This window comes from Pseudomonas aylmerensis, from assembly GCF_001702265.1.
Lineage (GTDB): Bacteria > Pseudomonadota > Gammaproteobacteria > Pseudomonadales > Pseudomonadaceae > Aquipseudomonas > Aquipseudomonas aylmerensis.
Map to the genome: position 1 here is coordinate 747,091 of NZ_MAUE01000045.1, position 18,857 is coordinate 765,947.

Here is an 18,857-nt window from a genome sequence, read left to right on the forward strand (position 1 = left end):
CCGGCAAGCCGGCTCCTACCCATCATTTAGCGGCCGACACCCGCCACACCTTGTTCCCCACATCATCTGCCACCAGCAAATCCCCCTGCTGATCAATCACCACGCCCACCGGCCGGCCCATGGCTTTCTCATCCTTGTCGAGGAAACCGGTCAGCACGTCCACGGGCTGCCCCTTCGGCTGGCCAGCCTCGAACGGGACGAAGATCACCTTGTAGCCACTGTGCGGCTTGCGGTTCCACGATCCATGCTGGCCGATGAATGCGCCGTTGCTGAACTGGGCGGGCAGTTTGCTGCCCTCGGCAAACGTCAAACCCAGGGAGGCGGTGTGCGGGCCCACTGCGTAATCCGGCGCGATCGCCTTGGCGACCAGGTCCAGGTTCTGCGGGCTGACGCGCACGTCCACATGCTGCCCGTAGTAGCTGAAGGGCCAGCCATAGAATGCGCCGTCCTTGACTGAGGTGATGTAGTCCGGCACCAGGTCGCTGCCGATTTCATCGCGTTCGTTCACTGCCGTCCACAGCTTGCCGCTTTGTGGCTCCCAGGCCATGCCGTTGGGGTTGCGCAGGCCGGAGGCGAAGATGCGGTGCTCGCCGCTGGCACGATCGACTTCCCAGATGGCCGCCCGGCCTTGTTCCGCTTCCAGGCCGTTTTCACCGACATTGCTGTTGGAACCGACGCTCACATACAGTTTGCTGCCGTCCTTGCTCGCCACCACGTTCTTGGTCCAGTGGTGATTGATGCTGCCGCCCGGCAGGTCGACGACTTTGGTGCCGGCCTCCTTGATCGCGGTTTCACCCGGTTGGTAGGGGAAGCGCAACAGCTTGTCCGAGTCGGCCACGTACAGATCGTTACCGACCAGGGTCATGCCAAACGGCGAATTGAGGTTTTCCAGGAACACCGTGCGCGTTTCGGCGACGCCGTCGTGGTCGGCGTCACGCAGCAAGGTGATGCGGTTCGGGCTCGGCACAGCGGCGCCGGCACGGCCCATGACTTTCTCCATGACCCAGCCGCGAATACCCTTGGCGTCATCCGGCTTGGGTGGCGCGTTGGTTTCCGCCACCAGCACGTCGCCATTGGGCAATACATACAGCCAGCGCGGATGGTCCAGGCCTTCGGCGAACGCCGCCACCTGGGTGCCGGCGGCGGCGGTGGGCTTGGCGCCGTCCGGCCAGCCAATCGCCGGGGCGATATTCACGGTCGGGATCAGGGTCTTGTTCGGCTCCGGCAACTTGGGCGAGGGTCCGGTGCCATCGGAGACCTGCAAGGTAGAGCTTTCCCCGCAGGCAGCGAGGGTGCCGGCGAGCATGATAAGCAGGGCGAGTCTGGTTTTGTGCATGGTGTTCTCCTTAATACCTGTAAGGGTAGAGGAGGCCGGCCGTAGGATGGTTCAAGTGCAAGGCCAGCTTTAATTGACGCTCCACCCCCAACCCACTAACCTTCGCGGCTTGTTCCAGGTGCTCTGTGACCCATGGGTCGACGGAGTGAAACAGGGAAGCCGGTGAGTGAGCACACTTGTACACAGTGCTGCCGCGATTCCGGCGCTGCCCCCGCAACGGTAAATGAGTCAAGACGGTGCTTTCTGCCACTGTATCGCGTGCGATATGGGAAGGCGCGCTGTCGGCCTGTCCGAGTGCTCTCTTTATAAAGAGCCAGGGCGCCACTCATGAGTCCGGAGACCGGCCTGGTTCATCCAACAGCATCACGGTGGGCGATGCTTGGCTGTCTGTTTATCCTTTTTCCTGCCCGCCGTTTTTGTCCAGCCCCAACGGAGAGCTGTCATGACCGATTCCCCCGACCGCGACGAACGCCACCTGGCGCGCATGCTGCGCAAAAAAGCCGTGATCGATGAGCGCATCGCCAACTCCCCCAACGAATGCGGCCTGCTGCTGGTGCTCACCGGCAACGGCAAAGGCAAGAGCAGCTCGGCATTCGGCATGCTCGCCCGCGCCATGGGCCACGGCATGCAGTGCGGGGTGGTGCAGTTCATCAAGGGGCGCAACAGCACCGGTGAAGAGTTGTTCTTCCGCCGCTTTCCCGAGCAGGTGCGTTTTCATGTGATGGGCGAAGGCTTTACCTGGGAAACCCAGGACCGCCAGCGCGATATCGCCGCCGCCGAAGCCGCGTGGGCGGTGTCGCGCGAGTTGCTGCAAGACCCGTCCATCGGCCTTGTGGTGCTGGACGAGCTGAACATCGCCCTCAAGCACGGCTATCTCGACCTCGACCAGGTACTCAGCGACCTGCAGGCGCGCCCGCCAATGCAACACGTGGTGGTCACTGGCCGTGGCGCCAAGCCCGAGTTGATCGAAATGGGCGACACCGTCACCGAGATGGGCATGCTCAAGCACGCGTTCCAGGCCGGTATCAAGGCACAGAAGGGCGTCGAACTTTGAATCAGCCCCGTCATTGCCCGGCTGTCTTGATCGCCGCACCGGCGTCCGGCCAGGGCAAAACCACCGTCACCGCCGCGCTCGCCCGTTTGCACCGCAATATGGGGCGCAAAGTCCGCGTGTTCAAATGCGGCCCGGACTTTCTTGATCCGATGATCCACGAGCGCGCCAGTGGTGCGCCGGTGTATCAATTGGACATGTGGATGGTGGGCGAGCAGGAAAGTCGCCGCCTGTTGTGGGAAGCCGCCGCTGAAGCCGACCTGATCCTCATCGAAGGGGTGATGGGGCTGTTCGACGGCACGCCATCCAGCGCCGACCTGGCGCGGCATTTTGGCGTGCCGGTATTGGGCGTGATCGACGGCACTGCGATGGCGCAGACGTTTGGCGCCCTGGCCTTGGGCCTCGCGCGTTATCAGCCGGATTTGCCGTTCGCGGGCGTGCTCGCCAATCGCGTCGGCACCTTGCGCCATGCGCAACTCCTCGAAGGCAGTCTCACCGAAGGTCTGCGCTGGTATGGCGCGCTGTCCCGCGAAACCGGGATCGAACTGCCGAGCCGCCACCTGGGCCTGGTGCAAGCCAGTGAGCTGAACGACCTCGACCTGCGCCTGGATGCTGCTGCCCAGGCACTGGGCAGCAGTTGTGAAGTTGCCTTGCCGCCGCCGGTGACCTTTGCCGCCCCCGAAGTGATCGAGGCCGAGCCGTTGCTGGTCGGCGTGCGCATTGCGGTTGCCCGTGACGAAGCGTTTGCCTTCACCTACGGCGCCAGCCTTGACCTGTTGCGGGCGATGGGCGCCGAGCTGCGCTTTTTCTCGCCGATCCATGACCGCGAATTGCCTGACGCCGACAGTCTGTATCTGCCCGGCGGCTATCCGGAACTGCACCACCAGGCGCTGTCGGAAAATACCTCGATGCTCGATGCCATCCGCGCCCATCACGCGGCCGGCAAACCCTTGCTCGCTGAATGTGGCGGCATGCTCTACCTGCTGGACTCGCTGACCGACGTCGACGGCACCCGCGCCGAACTGGTCGGCCTGCTGCAGGGCGATGCGGTGATGCAAAAGAAACTTGCGGCCCTGGCCCTGCAAAACGTCGAGCTGCCGGAAGGCGTGCTGCGTGGGCACACTTATCACCATTCCCTGACCAGCACCGAGTGGCAGCCGATTGCCCGTGGCGTCAGCCCCAATGGTGGGCGCGGCGCCGAGGCGGTATTCCGACAAGGGCGTATGACCGCGTCCTACGTGCACTTCTATTTCCCGTCCAACCCGAGGGCGGTGGCGGCCTTGTTTGCGCCCGACCCTGAGGTCGCCAGCGCCGGCCAGCCGGCTCCCACCATTGACCGCGTTGAATCCCCATCCACTGTGGGAGCGGGCTTGCCCCCGATGCGGCCATGACCGACAACGCCTTCCCCCAGGCCGACCGCGACGCCGTCTACCGCGCCATCGCCGAGCGCCGCGACATGCGCCACTTCAGCGGCGGCAGCGTGGCCCCCGAGTTGCTGCACCGCTTGCTCCAGGCTGCACACCAGGCGCCGAGTGTCGGCCTGATGCAGCCGTGGCGCTTTATCCGCATCAGCGACCGCCAACTGCGTGGGCAGATCCAGCAATTGGTGGAAGAAGAACGCGTGCGCACTGCCGAGGCGTTGGGCGAGCGTTCCGATGAGTTCATGAAACTCAAGGTCGAAGGCATCCATGACTGCGCTGAAGTGCTGGTGGCAGCGCTGATGGATGATCGCGAGCGGCATATCTTCGGCCGGCGCACCTTGCCGGAAATGGACATGGCCTCGCTGTCCTGTGCGATCCAGAACCTGTGGCTGGCGGCTCGCGTCGAAGGGCTGGGCATGGGCTGGGTCTCGCTGTTCGAGCCCCAGGCCCTGGCCGACCTGCTGGGCCTGCCGCTCGGGGCAAAACCCCTGGCGGTGTTGTGCCTGGGGCCGGTGGCCGAGTTCTATCCGGCACCGATGTTGCAGCTCGAAGGCTGGACCGAACCACGGCCGCTGAGTGAGATGTTGTATGAGAATGTGTGGGGAGTGAGTCAATGAGTGTGGCCTTGCTGTGTGTCGCCGCAGTGGCGCTGGATGCGCTGCTGGGTGAACCCAGGCGCTGGCATCCGCTGGTGGCGTTCGGCAATTTTGCCGGGCGCATCGAGCAACGTTTCAACAGCGGTGGCCGTGGCTGGCGCAGCCATGGGGTGACCGCGTGGTTTATCGCGGTGGTGCCGCTGACCCTGCTGGCGACCGCCTTGTCGTGGGCGCCGTATATCGGCTGGGTGCTGGAGATCCTCGCGCTGTACTGTGCCCTCGGCATGCGCAGCCTTGGCGAACACGTGATCCCGGTGGCCCAGGCGCTGCGCAGCGATGACCTGGAAGAAGCCCGCCAGCGCGTGAGCTACCTGGTCAGCCGCCAGACCAGTGAACTGGATCGCACCGAAGTCGCCCGCGCCGCCACCGAGTCGGTACTCGAAAACGGCAGCGATGCGGTGTTTGCCGCGCTGTTCTGGTTCGTCGTCGCCGGCGTGCCGGGCGTGGTGCTTTACCGCCTGAGCAACACCCTCGACGCGATGTGGGGCTATCGCAACGAACGCTTCGAGCGCTTCGGCTGGGCTGCGGCGAAAATCGACGATCTGCTGAACTACATTCCGGCACGCCTGGTGGCGTTGACCTACGCAGTGCTGGGCAAAACCCGCCTGGCGCTCAAATGCTGGCGCACCCAGGGCCCGACGTGGGACAGCCCCAACGCTGGCCCGGTGATGGCCGCCGGTGCTGGCGCCTTGGGCGTGGAGCTGGGCGGCGCGGCGATCTACCACGGCGAGGTGCATCAACGGCCGCCACTGGGCGAAGGTCCGGCGGCGGATGCCGATTCCATCGACCGGGGCTGGCAACTGGTGCAGCGCGGCGTATGGTTATGGCTGCTGATCCTATGTGCGGGGGCGCAATTCTATGCTTGAACACGGTGGCCGGCTGCGCAAGGCGGCGATGCAGTACGGGATTGCCGAGGCTGATTGGCTCGACCTCTCCAGCGGCCTGGCGCCGTGGCCCTGGCCGATCCCCGAAATCCCGCTGCGAGCCTGGGCGCGTCTGCCGGAAACCGACGACGGCCTGGAGCAGGCCGCCAGCGAGTATTACGGCGCTGCGCATCTGTTGCCGGTGGCCGGTTCCCAGGCGGCGATCCAGCTGCTGCCGCGCTTGCGCCGTGCGGGCAAGGTCGGCGTGTTGTCACCGTGCTATGCCGAACACGCCGAAGCCTGGCGCCGTGCCGGTTATGTGGTGCGCGAGGTGCAGGAGCAGGAAGTCGACTTCTTCCTTGATGGCCTCGACGTGCTGGTGGTGGTCAATCCCAACAATCCCACCGGCCTGAGCCTGGCGCCGCAACGCCTGCTCGACTGGCACACCCGGCTGGCCCAGCGCGGCGGTTGGCTGGTGGTGGACGAAGCGTTCATGGATGTCACCCCGCAACTGAGCCTGGCCAGCCAGGCCCATCAGGTCGGTTTGATTGTGCTGCGCTCATTCGGCAAGTTTTTCGGCCTGGCCGGTGTGCGCCTGGGCTTCGTGCTGGCCGAACGCAAACTGCTCAAGCTGCTCGCCGAACAGGTCGGGCCCTGGGCCGTCAGCGGGCCGACACGCGTGCTGGGCCAGGCCTGCCTGCGCGACACCGCCGGGCATGCGCGACAACGTGCGCGCTGCATCGAGGCCGGCCAGCGCCTCTACGCCTTGCTCAAGCGCCATGGTTTCCAGCCCCAGGGCGGCTGCGCGTTGTTTCAATGGCTGATCACACCGCATGCCGAACGCATGCACGAATTCATGGCCCAGCGCGGCATTCTGCTGCGCCTGTTTGTCCACGACAGCAGCCTGCGCTTTGGCTTGCCCGACACCGAGGCGGACTGGCTGCGCCTCGACGAGGCCCTGGGCGCCTACAAGGAAGCTGCATGACTACGCTGATGGTGCAAGGCACCACCTCCGACGCTGGTAAAAGTACCCTGGTGACCGCGCTGTGCCGTTGGCTGGTGCGCCAAGGCGTGGCGGTGGCACCGTTCAAGCCGCAGAACATGGCGCTCAACAGTGCCGTGACCGCCGAGGGTGGCGAAATCGGCCGCGCCCAGGCGGTGCAGGCGCAGGCTGCCAACCTCGCACCCCACACCGACATGAACCCGGTGCTGCTCAAACCCAACAGCGACACCGGCTCCCAGGTGATCATCCACGGCCGCGCCGTGACCAGCATGAACGCCGTGGCCTACCACGACTACAAAGCCATCGCGATGCAAGCGGTGCTGGCCTCCCACGCGCGGTTGAGCGAACGCTTCCCGGTGGTGATGGTCGAGGGCGCGGGCTCGCCGGCGGAAATCAACCTGCGCGCCAATGACATCGCCAACATGGGGTTCGCCGAGGCGGTGGACTGCCCGGTGCTGCTGATCGCCGACATCAATCGCGGCGGCGTGTTCGCCCATCTGGTCGGCACCCTGGAGCTGCTGTCTCCGAGCGAACAGGCGCGGGTCAAGGGTTTCATCATCAACCGTTTTCGCGGCGACATCGCGCTGTTGCAACCGGGCCTGGATTGGCTCGAGGCACGCACCGGCAAACCGGTGGTGGGCGTGTTGCCCTACGTGATGGACCTGCATCTGGAAGCTGAAGACGGCATCGACCAGCGCCAGATCGACAAGGCCGCGCAAGTGCTCAAGGTGGTGGTGCCGGTGCTGCCGCGCATCAGCAACCACACGGATTTCGACCCGTTGCGCCTGCACCCCCAGGTGGATTTGCAGTTCATCGGGCCGGGCCAGCCGATCCCGGCCGCCGACCTGATCATCCTGCCAGGCTCGAAAAGCGTGCGCAGTGACCTTGCCTACCTGCGCGCCAATGGTTGGGACAGCGCCGTGGCCCGGCATTTGCGCTACGGCGGCAAAGTGCTGGGGATTTGCGGTGGCCTGCAGATGCTCGGGGAGCAGGTGCATGACCCGCTGGGCCTCGAAGGGGCGGCCGGCTCCAGCCCTGGCCTGGGTCTGCTGGCATTCAGCACGACGTTGGAAGAAGAGAAGCAATTGCGCAATGTGCGCGGGCGTTTGTTGCTGGAGAACGCCGAGGTCAGTGGCTATGAAATTCACGCGGGCGTGACGTCCGGCGACGCGCTGTCGACCGCCGCGGTCGTGCTCGATGACGGCCGCAGTGATGGCGCGCAAAGTGCCGACGGGCAGATTCTTGGCACCTACCTGCATGGCCTGTTCGAGACGCCGGCGGCGTGTAGCGCCTTGCTGCGCTGGGCCGGCTTGCAGGATGTGCAGGAGGTGGATTACCACGCCCTGCGCGAGCGCGATATCGAGCGGTTGGCCGACTTGGTGGAAAATCATCTGGATACCGAACTGCTGCGCACGCTATGTGGGATTTGACGGTGCGCACGCACTCTCCCGGTACGCGCTGGCTAGCCTGCGATGCAGGCACCTCGGTGAATCAGCAAACCCCGGTTGACGCCATCGCAGGCAAGCCCACGCCTACGGTTGAGCGGGTGGTAAATAGAGGGAGTGTCCCATGCACCAACTGATTCTCGGCGGCGCTCGCTCCGGCAAAAGCCGCCTGGCGGAAAAGCTCGCCGCTGACAGCGCGTTGCCCGTCATCTACATCGCCACCAGCCAGCCGCTGGACGGCGAAATGAACGCGCGCGTGGCCCTGCATCGCCAGCGCCGCCCCGACCACTGGGGCTTGATCGAAGAGCCCGTCGAACTGGCGCGGGTGCTGCGCGCAAACGCATCGCCGGATCGTTGCCTGCTGGTGGATTGCCTGACGCTGTGGCTGACCAATCTGCTGATGCTCGAAGACGCCGACCGCCTGGCGTTCGAGCGCGATCAATTGCTGGAAACCCTGGCCGCGCTGCCGGGGCAGATTATCTTTGTCAGCAACGAAACCGGACTGGGTGTCGTGCCGCTGGGCGAATTGACTCGCCGCTATGTAGATGAAGCCGGTTGGCTGCATCAAGCTTTGGCCGAGCGGTGTCAGCGTGTGGTCCTGACGGTTGCCGGCCTGCCCCTGACTTTGAAAGGTACTGCGATATGACTGACACCTGGTGGCTCAACCCCTGTAAGGCGATTGACGCTCAAGCGTATGAACAAGCCTTGGCACGCCAGCAACAATTGACCAAGCCGGCCGGCTCCCTTGGCCAACTCGAAGCGCTGGCGGTGCAATTGGCCGGCCTGCAGGGCCAGGTCAAACCCTCGGTCGAGCAGCTATGGATTGCGATTTTTGCCGGTGATCACGGTGTGGTAGCCGAAGGCGTGTCGGCGTTTCCCCAGGAAGTGACCGGGCAGATGCTGCTCAATTTCGTCAGCGGCGGCGCGGCGATCAGCGTGTTGGCGCGGCAGTTAGAGGCGCAACTGGAAGTGGTCGACCTCGGCACTGTCACGCCGTCGCTGGATTTGCCCGGGGTTCGTCACTTGAACCTCGGCGCGGGCACGGCCAACTTCGTCAATGGCCCCGCGATGACCGCAGCCCAAGGGCGCCTGGCCTTGCACGCCGGGCGTGAGAGTGTGCTGCGCGCGCGCGAAAGCGGCGCACAGCTGTTTATCGGCGGCGAGATGGGCATCGGCAACACCACTGCCGCCAGTGCACTGGCGTGTGCCTTGCTCGATTGCCAGGTCAGTGACCTGACCGGGCCGGGCACCGGGCTGAATGCCCAGGGCGTCAGTCACAAGGTGGCGGTGATCGAGCGCGCGCTGGCCGTGCATGCCGGGCAGCGCGGTGATGCGTTGCAAACCCTGTTCAACCTGGGCGGCTTTGAGATCGCGGCGCTGGTGGGCGCCTATCTGGCCTGTGCCCAGGAAGGCATCGTGGTGCTGGTCGACGGGTTTATCTGCAGCGTCGCTGCGCTGGTTGCCACGCGGTTGAATCCGGCCTGTCGCGAGTGGTTGCTGTTTGGCCATCGTGGCGCCGAGCCGGGCCATCGTCATGTGCTGCAGAGCCTCGACGCACAGCCCTTGCTGGAACTCGGCCTGCGCTTGGGCGAGGGCAGTGGGGCGGCGCTGGCGGTGCCGTTGCTGCGCCTGGCGTGTGCGTTGCACGGGCAGATGGCGACCTTCGCCGAAGCGGCCGTGGCAGACCGCCCCGCATGAATCTGCACCTGGACCTGTTGCGTCACGGCGAAACCGAACTGGGCGGCGGCCTGCGCGGCAGCCTGGACGATGCACTGACTGCCCAGGGGTGGGAGCAGATGCGCGCCGCCGTCGAGGCGCGCGGGCCGTGGGACCGCTTGATCAGCTCGCCGCTGCAACGCTGTGCGCGCTTTGCCGATGAGCTGGGCGCGCGCCTCAATGTGCCGGTCAGCCTCGAAAAAGATCTGCAGGAGCTGCATTTCGGTGCCTGGGAAGGCCAGAGCGCGGCGGCGTTGATGGAAACCGATGCCGAAGGATTGGGGCTGTTCTGGGCCGATCCCTACAGCTTCACACCGCCGGAGGGGGAGCGTGTCAGCGATTTTTCCGACCGTGTCCTGGGCGCCGTCTCACGCTTGCACCAAGCCTATGCTGGCCAACGGGTGCTGTTGATCAGCCACGGTGGTGTGATGCGCCTGCTGTTGGCCCGGGCGCGGGGATTGCCCCGGGAGCAGTTGCTGAACGTCGAGGTCGGGCACGGTGGATTGTTCAGTCTGCAGGTCGCGGCTGACGGCGTATTGAAGGAAGTGGATTGAGCATGTTGCCCTTCTGGATTGCCCTGCAATTTCTCAGCAGTCTGCCGATTCGCCTGCCGGGCATGCCGCAACCTCAGGAGCTGGGACGTTCGCTGCTGTTTTATCCGCTGGTTGGCCTGTTATTCGGCGTGCTGTTGTGGGCGCTGAATTCGGCGCTGATGGGCGCACCGCTGTTGCTGCACGCCGCGTTGCTGCTGACTGTTTGGGTGCTGCTCAGTGGCGGCCTGCACCTGGACGGCCTGGCGGACAGCGCCGACGCCTGGCTGGGTGGCTTCGGCGATCGCGAGCGTACCCTTGCCATCATGAAAGACCCGCGTAGCGGACCGATTGCCGTGGTCACTCTCGGCCTGGTGTTGCTGCTCAAGTTCACTGCGTTGGTGGCCTTGATTGAACAGCACAATGGCGCGGCGCTGATCCTGGCACCCCTGATCGGCCGGGCGTCGATGCTGGCGTTGTTCCTCACCACGCGTTACGTGCGTGCCGGGGGATTGGGCCAGGCGCTGTCGGATCACTTGCCGCGCATCGTCGGCCAGCAGGTGCTGATCCTGAGTGGCTTGGCATGCCTCCTGGTCGGAGGTTTCAGTGGCGGGATCGCGGTGTTGCTGGCGGCCCTGTGCTTTGTCGGCCTGCGCCAGCTGATGATCAACCGCCTGGGTGGCACCACCGGCGACACGGCGGGCGCGTTGCTGGAGCTGCTGGAAGTCGCGGTATTGGTCGGCCTGGCGCTGTAACACTTTCTTGCATTTCCTTAATCGCGGGTATATACACGTTCCATGCTTGCCTCCCAATGTTTATGTACCAACCTGCGACGTGCCGCCCGTGGCGTCAGCAGGCATTACGACGGCGCTCTCGACGGCTTCGGGATCAACGTCGCCCAGTATTCTCTGCTGTGCAACCTGCAGCGCCTTGATCAACCGAGCATTTCCAGCCTGGCGGAAGCCATGGGCCTGGATCGCAGTACGTTGGGGCGCAACCTGCGGGTGCTGGAAGGCGAGGGCCTGGTGCAGTTGGTCGAGGGCGATGACCTGCGCAACCGCCTGGTGCTGTTGACCACAGCCGGTGAGGAGCGACTGGCCGCAGCGTTACCCGCCTGGGAAGCGGCGCAACAGAAATTGATCAATCAACTCGGCGCGGAAAAACGCGAAACCTTGTTGGCCTTGCTGGATGAACTCGCCTGACGGCGGGTTTGTTCGACTACAAGCGGGTATATACCCGCGAACGGAGAATAAGAAATGACCTCGATGTGGCGCACCAGTGGCTGGATTCTTGTAGGAAGTGCGCTGATCCTGGCGTTGTCATTGGGTGTGCGGCACGGTTTCGGCCTGTTCCTGGCGCCGATGAGCAGCGAATTTGGCTGGGGCCGTGAGACCTTTGCCTTTGCCATCGCCTTGCAGAACCTGATCTGGGGTCTGGCGCAGCCGTTCACCGGCGCGCTGGCCGACCGCTTCGGCGCGACCAAGGCAGTGTTTGTCGGCGGTGTACTGTACGCCGCGGGCCTGGTGCTGATGGGCATGTCGGATTCGGCGTGGTCGTTGTCGCTGAGTGCCGGCCTGTTGATTGGTATCGGCCTGTCCGGCACCTCGTTCTCGGTGATCCTGGGTGTGGTCGGGCGCGCCGTGGCGCCGGAAAAACGCAGCATGGCCATGGGCATTGCCAGCGCTGCCGGCTCGTTCGGCCAGTTCGCCATGGTGCCAGGCACCCTGGGCCTGATCAGTTGGTTGGGCTGGTCGGCAGCGCTGCTGGCGCTGGGCTTGATGGTGGCGTTGATCCTGCCGCTGGTGGCGATGCTCAAGGACCGCCCGCTGCCGGTAGTGGCCGGCCAGCAAACCCTGCGTGAAGCGCTCAAGGAAGCCTGCTCGCACTCGGGTTTCTGGCTGCTGGCCTTCGGCTTTTTTGTCTGCGGTTTCCAGGTGGTATTTATTGGTGTGCACCTGCCGGCCTATCTGGTCGACCAGCACTTGCCGGCCACGGTGGGCACCACGGTGCTGGCACTGATCGGCCTGTTCAATATCTTCGGCACCTACACCGCCGGCTGGCTGGGCGGGCGCATGTCCAAGCCACGCCTGCTGACGGGCCTGTACTTGCTGCGCGCCGTGGTGATCGTGTGGTTCCTGTGGGCACCGGTCACTGAAGTCACGGCTTACCTGTTCGGCATGGCCATGGGCTTTTTGTGGTTGTCCACGGTGCCACTGACCAACGGCACGGTCGCCACGCTGTTTGGGGTGCGCAACCTCTCGATGCTCGGCGGGATCGTATTCCTGTTCCACCAGCTCGGCTCGTTCCTCGGCGGCTGGCTGGGCGGGGTGGTCTATGATCGAACCGGCAACTACGATTTGATCTGGCAGGTGGCAATTCTCTTGAGCCTGCTCGCCGCAGCCCTCAACTGGCCGGTGCGTGAGCGACCCGTGGCGCGCTTGCAGGCGCAGATGGAGGCGGCATGAGTTTCAACGGGTATTGGCTCGTCGGGGCAGGGACGGTGGCACTGCTGTTGCTGCTGGCGTGGTGGGGCTGGCAACGCGGTGGCCTGGCGTTGATGCAACTGGGTATGTCGATCTGTTAAGTTCGTGGTCTGAACTCTTTAAAGGACTTTTCGACATGCAGATGCGCTGGCTTGCAGTTCCCGTGCTGATGGCTGCTTTTGGCGGTGTGGCGATGGCCGCCGATTGCCCACCGTTGCTCGAAGGCCAATTACCCAAGTTGCGCGCCAAGGAATCCATCGACCTGTGCCAGCGCTTTGCCGGCAAGCCCTTGGTGATCGTCAATACCGCGAGTTTCTGTGGGTTTGCCCCGCAATTCAAAGGCCTTGAGGCCTTGTACCAGCGCTACAAGGGTGAAGGGCTGGAGGTCATCGGTGTACCGTCCGATGACTTCAAGCAGGAGGCCAAGACCGGCGAGGAAACCGCCAAGGTCTGCTATGTGAATTACGGCGTGACCTTCACCATGACCGAGCCACAGAAGGTCAAGGGGCCGGACGCGGTGCACTTGTTCAAGGTGCTGGCACAGCAGACCGACGCGCCGCCGAAGTGGAATTTCTACAAATATGTGGTCGATCGCCAAGGCAAGGTGATTGCCAATTTCTCCAGCCTGACCAAGCCGGACAGTCCGGAGCTGATCAAGGCAGTCGAGCAGGCGATCGCCTCTAAACCTTGATCGAAGCCCACTAAAAAGCCCCGCCTCCTTTGCAGGAGAGCGGGGCTTTTTTATGCGGCGTTGAATCAGAACTTGTACGTTACACCCAAGCCGAAACCGTTGGCGCTGTTTTCGTACTTGGAAGCGTAGGTCTGGCCCAGCGCGTTCTCTTTGTTAACTTTGACGGGCTCTTCCTTCAGGTAGGAATAAGCCAGGTCGACGGTCATGTTGTCCATTACCGCGTAGCCCAAGCCGACACTGAAAATGGTCCGGTCACCGGTAGGAATACGTGGCGAACGGTCAGTGTTGTTGGTTGGCGACTGGTCGAATGTCAGACCGGTACGCAGTACCACTTGCTTGGTGATCTGGTACGAAGTACCCACGGCGTAGGCCCAGGTGTCGTGCCAGTTCTGTGGCTCGGTGATCTGGCCGACGATCCGAGGCGCCAAGGCACCACCGCTAGCTGCCGTGACACCTTCGTTGTTGACAGTGATGTCTTTCAGGCGGCTCCAGCGAGTCCAGGTAGCACCGCCATACACCTTCCAGGCATCGCTCAGGTCTTGGGTGACCGAGGCATCCCAGGATTCAGGGGTGTCAACTTTCAGCGAGGCATCGTAACGGGCGCCAATCAGGTAGGGCGCTGGAACTCGCGCTCCTGGCGTGACTTCGGTGTGGCCTTCGAGCTTGTATTTCACTTTCGAGTGGTACGTCAGACCTACACGAGTGGTGTCGGTGGCTTGCACGAGGATACCGGCGTTGAAGCCGATAGCGGTGTCGTCGCCCTTGACTTTGATTTTGGCGTCGCCGGTGCCAGCCAGGCCTGGCAGTGGCAACAAGCCCAGGTTTGGCCGCGATTCCAGGGTGCCGTCGATACGGTTAATAGTCGGGCCGAAACCGATCGAAACTTTGTCATTGAAGGCGTAGCTGACGGTCGGCTGGAAGGTGATAACCGACACTTCGCTCTTGCTGCCAAACGCACGACCTTGGAAACCACTTTCGTAGTCGGTCTTCAGGCCGAACGGCGCGTAGACACCGAAGCCGATTGCCCACTGATCATTGAGTTTGTTGGTGTAGAAACCAAAGGGGACTGCGGTGAAAGGCACCATATCGCCTTTGTTACTGCCGCTGGAGCGGCCGCTGGCATCTTTGATATCAGTCGACGCATCAATCGCTGCAACGCCACCCGTAATCTGCTGGCCTTCAAGGCGAGCCATACCGGCAGGGTTACCATAAACGGTGCTTGCGTTATCGGCAGAAGAAGAGCGACCTGCGAAACCTGTACCCATCCCGGCGACATCTTGTTCGTTAAGGGCGAAGCCGCTTGCGAAGATGCTGGAAGAGGCCATGGCAACGGCGAGGCTAAGTGTGGTCTTGAGCATTACTTTTTTCATTATTAGAACTCCGTGGTGATCACCGCTGCGGAAAGTAACAATAATTTTAAGATCGCGCTATAGGCTGAAATGCAGGAGATAGAGCGGTTTTGTAGGACAATCCGACCAAAATTCGTGATTTTTGGCGAATCTTGCAAAATGCCCGGTCAGCAAACCACGTGATTCATGGGTGAAACACAGGTTTGCCAGGCTTGAGTGAAATCACGCAGCCGTCCTTGTGGATGAAAAATTTCTTTCCAGATACGCGCCATGGCCAAGACGTCACCCGGTTCCGGCAGTGCCGGACGGTGCTGTTCCACCAGTAGCCAGGCGATGGCCGTGGCGTAACGCAGGTTGACCGTCAGCTCAAGCTGGGGTGCGCTGAGAAACGCGTGTTGGCTGGCGAGCCCGCGTACCAGGCTGGCGCGTTCCGGGTCCAGCGCCAGGTAGTTGTCCCACAAGGCGCGGTGGCGGGGTTCGGTGATGCTGTACAGGCCGTGGCCGCGGCGGTCGTGCAAGGCGGAGCCGAGCTCCGATTGACTGGCGGCGATGCCCAGCAGCAGGGACTCAGCCGTTTGATCGTGTCGGCCCAGGTACATCAACGTTGGCCGGATCACATAACGACACAATTCGCTGGCGGCGATACCCATACAAGCCTCAATCCGTGGAAGTGGGCGACGGGCCTGAGAAGGGTGGGGGCTTGGCAGCAGTGGATCGGATCTCAGGCGCGTCGCAAGCGGATCATGCCGCTTGAGTTGAAGTGTAGTGTCATATTTGTGATGTAAAGGACTGTTTTTAAAACATCTTCGCTATGCAGTTATAACGGTTATATCTATTTGAACTTAGTGCAAAAGCTCAATGGCCGAATTCCAGGCAATAAAAAACCCTGTTTTTCAGACAGGGTTTTTGGTGTTTCAGCGACTCGGGTCGATCAGGCAACCAGTGCCTGACGGGTACGCTCGATCACGGCCTGCAGCGGTTCTGCGCTGGAGTATTGATCGGGGTACAGGCGTTCGCTGTGACGAGCGATGCCGTGTTCGTTGACCAGGGTGAAGCTGAAGCAGCCTTTGCGAGCGGCCATGATCAGGCAGTTCATTGGAGCAAAAGCGTTGGTGAGGGTGCGAATGGCATCCTGAGTGTGGATAGTCGACATATTATTGGTGTTCCTACAAATGACACGGTTAAGAACCGTGCAACGTTAAAACGTTCCAGTGACGTTGATCACCATTGATCGAACGAAGAACCCGACTGGAACAAAGCAGCCAGTTTGAAGCGCTGATAAGTTAGGCGCGCTTGGGCTGGCAGGTAGGTACTTAGGAGGGCAGGCAACACAACAGGGGCAAAGGTTCTGGGCCCGGGGTGAAGATCCTGATCAATTTGCAGGTTGGTTCGGTCAGAGTATTGAGACTTCGCGGCACCCTTTGCTTGTTCAAAGGCAGTGTCGTCGCAAGTGATACCTGGAAACCATCGAGGTGGTCGATCCCGTGTTGTTCAGGGGAGTTGTTCGACCAGAATTGACTTTCAGCTTGGTACTAACGCCGCGGATAGTAACGGATTGAAACAGGGAAGGGAAGTGTGCTAGCCAAAAAACTTCAATCAGGCGCTCAGCAGGCCACGGTAGACCAGCACCGTGATCGCCGCCGCCAGCGAGCAACCCAGGGCATAGGCCGCCAATGTCAGGCGCATGGACCGACCGGTCTCGATCACGTTGATCACATCGCCCATGTCATCGATGCGACCTTCACCCAGTTCGATGCACAGGCACACGGCCGTGAAGGCTGCCGACAGCAGAATGGCAATGGCAAACAAGGCGCCGTCCGGCGACGGCAGGGCCGCGTTGATTCCCAGGGAAAGGGCGCAGATCGCCAGTAACAGCAGCGCGAACAGCAGAATGCCTTTCATCGACCCACCCACTGTTGTGCTGTCGGTCGGGCAGTGTGGCGAGCGCGCAAAGTTTTGAAAAGTCCCGACCTGGCCTGTCGGTAACATTTTTGGCGGCGGTCGCTTCAAAAAACGCCGGCGATATAACCAATGGATGGGTACTTGTGCACATTAGTTGCCGCATGTGTAACCGCGCTGTCAACTGCTTCGCTCGGCCGCCATTTGCCTGCAATGGAAATTTAAGTCAATGAAAAATCTGGCTTTTTTTTATTGGTGAAAAAATCGTCAGTTTGACTGCGGCCCCCATTCCATGGGGCTTTGCGCGAGTTAAAGGGGGGTTGTCCACTGAGTTATCCACAGCTTCTGTGGATTGTCCCGAGCGCTTGCTCTAGAACGGGCGTGCAGGGTTTTTTCAGCTTTACCTGTACGAAAAAAAGAGTAGAGTGGCGCGCCTTCCGTTCTGTCCCACAGTGCTTTATGAAGTTTCGCTCAGTATCACCTTCTGTTACCGATACCCCTCAGACTGTTACCGCACCCAAGCGTTTCTCTATGAAAGTTGCCTTGTGGTTGCTCGACAGTCCACGCCTGGGTCACAACACCAACGTCAAACACTTTGCCGGACGTTTGCTCAAGCAGCCTGCCCGTGAAGGTGTGGTCGCGGCACAGAGCCGCCTGGGCCAATTGATGTGCCGTGAATGCGGCAACGCCCGCGACCGTCGCATTGGCCACGATCTGTTGCGCCTGGCCGCCCGCGCGGGCGACCGCCGCGCCCAACGCGAACTCGGCCAGGTCGAAGACTGAGCTGTCCTCCAGCCCTGTGCTTGGTTAACCTTGCTCTTTTTCGGTAATGGCAGAAATGGCTATGGTTTTTGACTGGACCAGTATCGCCCTGGGCCTGGCGGGTGCCGCAGTGCCTTTATTGGCGGTGTGCTGGCAGATTCAGCGACGACTGACTGCGCGCATGGCCGGTTGGGAGCTGCTCGAAGAGCGCCTGGCCACTGCGCAACTGGCCCAGGAAGGCCTCGCCGCCCAGCTGGATGCCAGTCGCGACGAGATCAGCGACTTGAGCCAGGCCAACGCCGCCAAGCAGGCTGACCTGGCCGCCGTCCGCCGCGAAGTCGAGCTGCTGCAGATCGACCGCGACAACGCCCGTGATGCGGCCCACGCCTGGAACCTCGACCGCAGCGCCAAGGAAACCGAATTGCGCCGCCTCGATGCGCTGGCGGCGGCCTTGCGCGCCGAACTGCGCGAGCAACAGGACAGCCATCAGCAGCGCCTCGCCGACCTTCAGGGCTCGCGCGACGAGCTGCGTGCGCAGTTCGCCGAGCTGGCCGGCAAGATCTTCGATGAACGCGAGCAGCGCTTTGCCGAAACCAGCCAGGAGCGCCTGGGCCAGTTGCTCGACCCGCTCAAGGAGCGCATCCAGTCGTTCGAAAAGCGCGTGGAAGAAAGCTATCAGAACGAGGCGCGCGAGCGCTTTTCCCTGGCCAAGGAGCTTGAGCGCCTGCAGCAATTGAACCTGCGTCTGTCAGACGAAGCCACCAACCTGACCCGCGCACTCAAGGGCCAGAAAACCCAGGGCAACTGGGGCGAACTGATTCTTGAGCGGGTGCTGGAGCACGCCGGCCTGGAGAAGGGCCGCGAGTACCAGACCCAGGTCAGCCTCAAGGGCCCGGATGGCGAGCGCTTCCAGCCTGACGTACTGATCATGTTGCCCGGCGACAAGCAGGTGGTGGTCGATTCCAAGGTCAGCCTGACCGCGTATCAGCAATTCGTCGCCGCCGATGATGAAGTGATCGGCCAGGCAGCGCTGAAGCAGCACGTGCTGTCGCTGCGCAATCATGTCAAAGGCTTGGCCGGCAAGGATTACAAACGCCTGGAGGGCCTGCACAGCCTGGACTTTGTCCTGCTGTTCGTGCCCATCGAAGCGGCGTTTTCGGCGGCGCTGCAGGCCGAACCCAACCTGTTCCAGGAAGCTTTCGACCGGCATATCGTCATCGTCAGCCCGACGACGTTGCTCGCCACCCTGCGGGTGATCGACAGCCTGTGGAAGCAGGAACGCCAAAGCCAGAATGCCCGGGAGATCGCCGAGCGTGCGGGATGGCTGTACGACAAGTTTGTACTGTTTATCCAGGACCTGGATGAAGTGGGCAACCGTCTGCAGCAGTTGGACAAGGCTTACAGTGCTGCGCGGAACAAGCTGACAGATGGACGCGGAAACCTGGTCAGCCGCACCGAGCAATTAAGACTGCTCGGCGCGCGTGCCAGTAAAAGCCTGCCGGCCGATCTGCTGGAGCGGGCGATGACCGACTCCGACGGTGTGGCGCACCTGCCCGAATGATTGCTGGCGATGGCGTCGGTAAAATCGGCGCCACGCTGGAGGCCCGCTTCGCCGGCAAGCCGGCTCCTAGAGGGGACTGAGTCGGGCCGGT

21 protein-coding genes and 1 riboswitch are annotated in these 18,857 nt (G+C 62.5%); of the genes, 16 read left to right on the top strand and 5 right to left on the bottom strand.

Going from position 1 to position 18,857, the window contains the following annotated elements:
• Positions 1-22: 22 nt before the first annotated feature.
• Positions 23-1,336: a PQQ-dependent sugar dehydrogenase gene (locus BBG20_RS29270; RefSeq protein ID WP_065909717.1), complete on the bottom strand. Its 1,314-nt coding sequence runs from the start codon at positions 1,334-1,336 to the stop codon at positions 23-25.
• 99 nt (positions 1,337-1,435) lie between these two features.
• Positions 1,436-1,699: riboswitch (cobalamin riboswitch) on the top strand.
• Between the two features lie 79 nt (positions 1,700-1,778).
• On the opposite strand from BBG20_RS29270, the gene cobO reads away from it, so the two are divergent.
• The 14 genes from cobO (at position 1,779) to BBG20_RS29335 (ending at position 13,195) form a co-directional block, all read left to right on the top strand.
• A complete protein-coding gene (cobO, locus tag BBG20_RS29275; RefSeq protein ID WP_010208674.1) occupies positions 1,779-2,390 on the top strand; it encodes a cob(I)yrinic acid a,c-diamide adenosyltransferase in 612 nt (203 codons plus the stop codon).
• Positions 2,387-3,778 (top strand): cobyrinate a,c-diamide synthase, encoded by a 1,392-nt coding sequence (locus BBG20_RS29280; RefSeq protein ID WP_065909719.1) that lies wholly within the window; start codon positions 2,387-2,389, stop codon positions 3,776-3,778. The genes cobO and BBG20_RS29280 overlap by 4 nt, the downstream gene beginning before the upstream one ends.
• Complete coding sequence (gene bluB, locus BBG20_RS29285; RefSeq protein ID WP_065909721.1) at positions 3,775-4,425, top strand: 5,6-dimethylbenzimidazole synthase; 651 nt, start codon at positions 3,775-3,777, stop codon at positions 4,423-4,425. Before BBG20_RS29280 ends, bluB begins: the two co-directional genes overlap by 4 nt.
• Positions 4,422-5,330 carry an adenosylcobinamide-phosphate synthase CbiB gene (gene cbiB / locus BBG20_RS29290; protein WP_065909723.1) on the top strand — a complete coding sequence of 303 codons (909 nt, stop codon included), beginning with the start codon at positions 4,422-4,424 and terminating at the stop codon, positions 5,328-5,330. Before bluB ends, cbiB begins: the two co-directional genes overlap by 4 nt.
• Positions 5,323-6,312, top strand: a complete 990-nt coding sequence (cobD, locus tag BBG20_RS29295) for a threonine-phosphate decarboxylase CobD (protein WP_065909725.1) — start codon at positions 5,323-5,325, stop codon at positions 6,310-6,312. The genes cbiB and cobD overlap by 8 nt, the downstream gene beginning before the upstream one ends.
• Entirely contained in the window at positions 6,309-7,760 is a 1,452-nt protein-coding gene (locus BBG20_RS29300; protein WP_065909726.1) for a cobyric acid synthase, read from the top strand. Before cobD ends, BBG20_RS29300 begins: the two co-directional genes overlap by 4 nt.
• A 139-nt stretch (positions 7,761-7,899) precedes the next feature.
• A complete protein-coding gene (gene cobU, locus BBG20_RS29305) occupies positions 7,900-8,421 on the top strand; it encodes a bifunctional adenosylcobinamide kinase/adenosylcobinamide-phosphate guanylyltransferase (protein WP_065909728.1) in 522 nt (173 codons plus the stop codon).
• Positions 8,418-9,473 carry a nicotinate-nucleotide--dimethylbenzimidazole phosphoribosyltransferase gene (gene cobT, locus BBG20_RS29310; protein ID WP_065909729.1) on the top strand — a complete coding sequence of 352 codons (1,056 nt, stop codon included), beginning with the start codon at positions 8,418-8,420 and terminating at the stop codon, positions 9,471-9,473. The genes cobU and cobT overlap by 4 nt, the downstream gene beginning before the upstream one ends.
• Positions 9,470-10,045 (top strand): alpha-ribazole phosphatase family protein, encoded by a 576-nt coding sequence (gene cobC / locus BBG20_RS29315; protein WP_065909730.1) that lies wholly within the window; start codon positions 9,470-9,472, stop codon positions 10,043-10,045. The genes cobT and cobC overlap by 4 nt, the downstream gene beginning before the upstream one ends.
• Before the next feature lie 2 nt (positions 10,046-10,047).
• Positions 10,048-10,776, top strand: a complete 729-nt coding sequence (locus BBG20_RS29320) for an adenosylcobinamide-GDP ribazoletransferase (protein WP_065909731.1) — start codon at positions 10,048-10,050, stop codon at positions 10,774-10,776.
• Positions 10,777-10,818: 42 nt separating this feature from the next.
• Positions 10,819-11,223: a MarR family winged helix-turn-helix transcriptional regulator gene (locus tag BBG20_RS29325; RefSeq protein ID WP_065909733.1), complete on the top strand. Its 405-nt coding sequence runs from the start codon at positions 10,819-10,821 to the stop codon at positions 11,221-11,223.
• A 63-nt stretch (positions 11,224-11,286) separates the two neighbouring features.
• On the top strand, positions 11,287-12,486 hold the full coding sequence (locus tag BBG20_RS29330; RefSeq protein WP_162946160.1) for an MFS transporter: 1,200 nt from the start codon (positions 11,287-11,289) through the stop codon (positions 12,484-12,486).
• A complete protein-coding gene (locus BBG20_RS33365; protein ID WP_256595067.1) occupies positions 12,483-12,605 on the top strand; it encodes a hypothetical protein in 123 nt (40 codons plus the stop codon). Before BBG20_RS29330 ends, BBG20_RS33365 begins: the two co-directional genes overlap by 4 nt.
• 35 nt (positions 12,606-12,640) lie before the next feature.
• Positions 12,641-13,195, top strand: a complete 555-nt coding sequence (locus BBG20_RS29335) for a glutathione peroxidase (RefSeq protein WP_065909737.1) — start codon at positions 12,641-12,643, stop codon at positions 13,193-13,195.
• A gap of 65 nt (positions 13,196-13,260) precedes the next feature.
• Here the strand turns inward: BBG20_RS29335 and BBG20_RS29340 are convergent, their stop codons facing one another.
• From BBG20_RS29340 to BBG20_RS29355, 4 genes are all read right to left on the bottom strand, one after another.
• The gene (locus tag BBG20_RS29340; RefSeq protein WP_065909739.1) at positions 13,261-14,565 is read right to left on the bottom strand and encodes an OmpP1/FadL family transporter; all 1,305 of its coding nucleotides are present in this window, start codon (positions 14,563-14,565) and stop codon (positions 13,261-13,263) included.
• 146 nt (positions 14,566-14,711) lie between these two features.
• Positions 14,712-15,194, bottom strand: coding sequence for a hypothetical protein (locus BBG20_RS29345; RefSeq protein WP_065909741.1), 483 nt, complete (start codon positions 15,192-15,194; stop codon positions 14,712-14,714).
• A 281-nt stretch (positions 15,195-15,475) separates the two neighbouring features.
• Complete coding sequence (locus tag BBG20_RS29350; protein WP_024076751.1) at positions 15,476-15,697, bottom strand: hypothetical protein; 222 nt, start codon at positions 15,695-15,697, stop codon at positions 15,476-15,478.
• A gap of 443 nt (positions 15,698-16,140) precedes the next feature.
• Entirely contained in the window at positions 16,141-16,446 is a 306-nt protein-coding gene (locus tag BBG20_RS29355) for a hypothetical protein (RefSeq protein WP_065909743.1), read from the bottom strand.
• Positions 16,447-16,902: 456 nt separating this feature from the next.
• Here BBG20_RS29355 and BBG20_RS29360 point away from each other — a divergent pair, with 456 nt between their 5' ends.
• Positions 16,903-17,226, top strand: coding sequence for an SEL1-like repeat protein (locus BBG20_RS29360; protein WP_065909744.1), 324 nt, complete (start codon positions 16,903-16,905; stop codon positions 17,224-17,226).
• Between the two features lie 175 nt (positions 17,227-17,401).
• Entirely contained in the window at positions 17,402-18,766 is a 1,365-nt protein-coding gene (rmuC, locus tag BBG20_RS29365; RefSeq protein WP_177343968.1) for a DNA recombination protein RmuC, read from the top strand.
• The last annotated feature ends 91 nt before the right edge of the window (positions 18,767-18,857 follow it).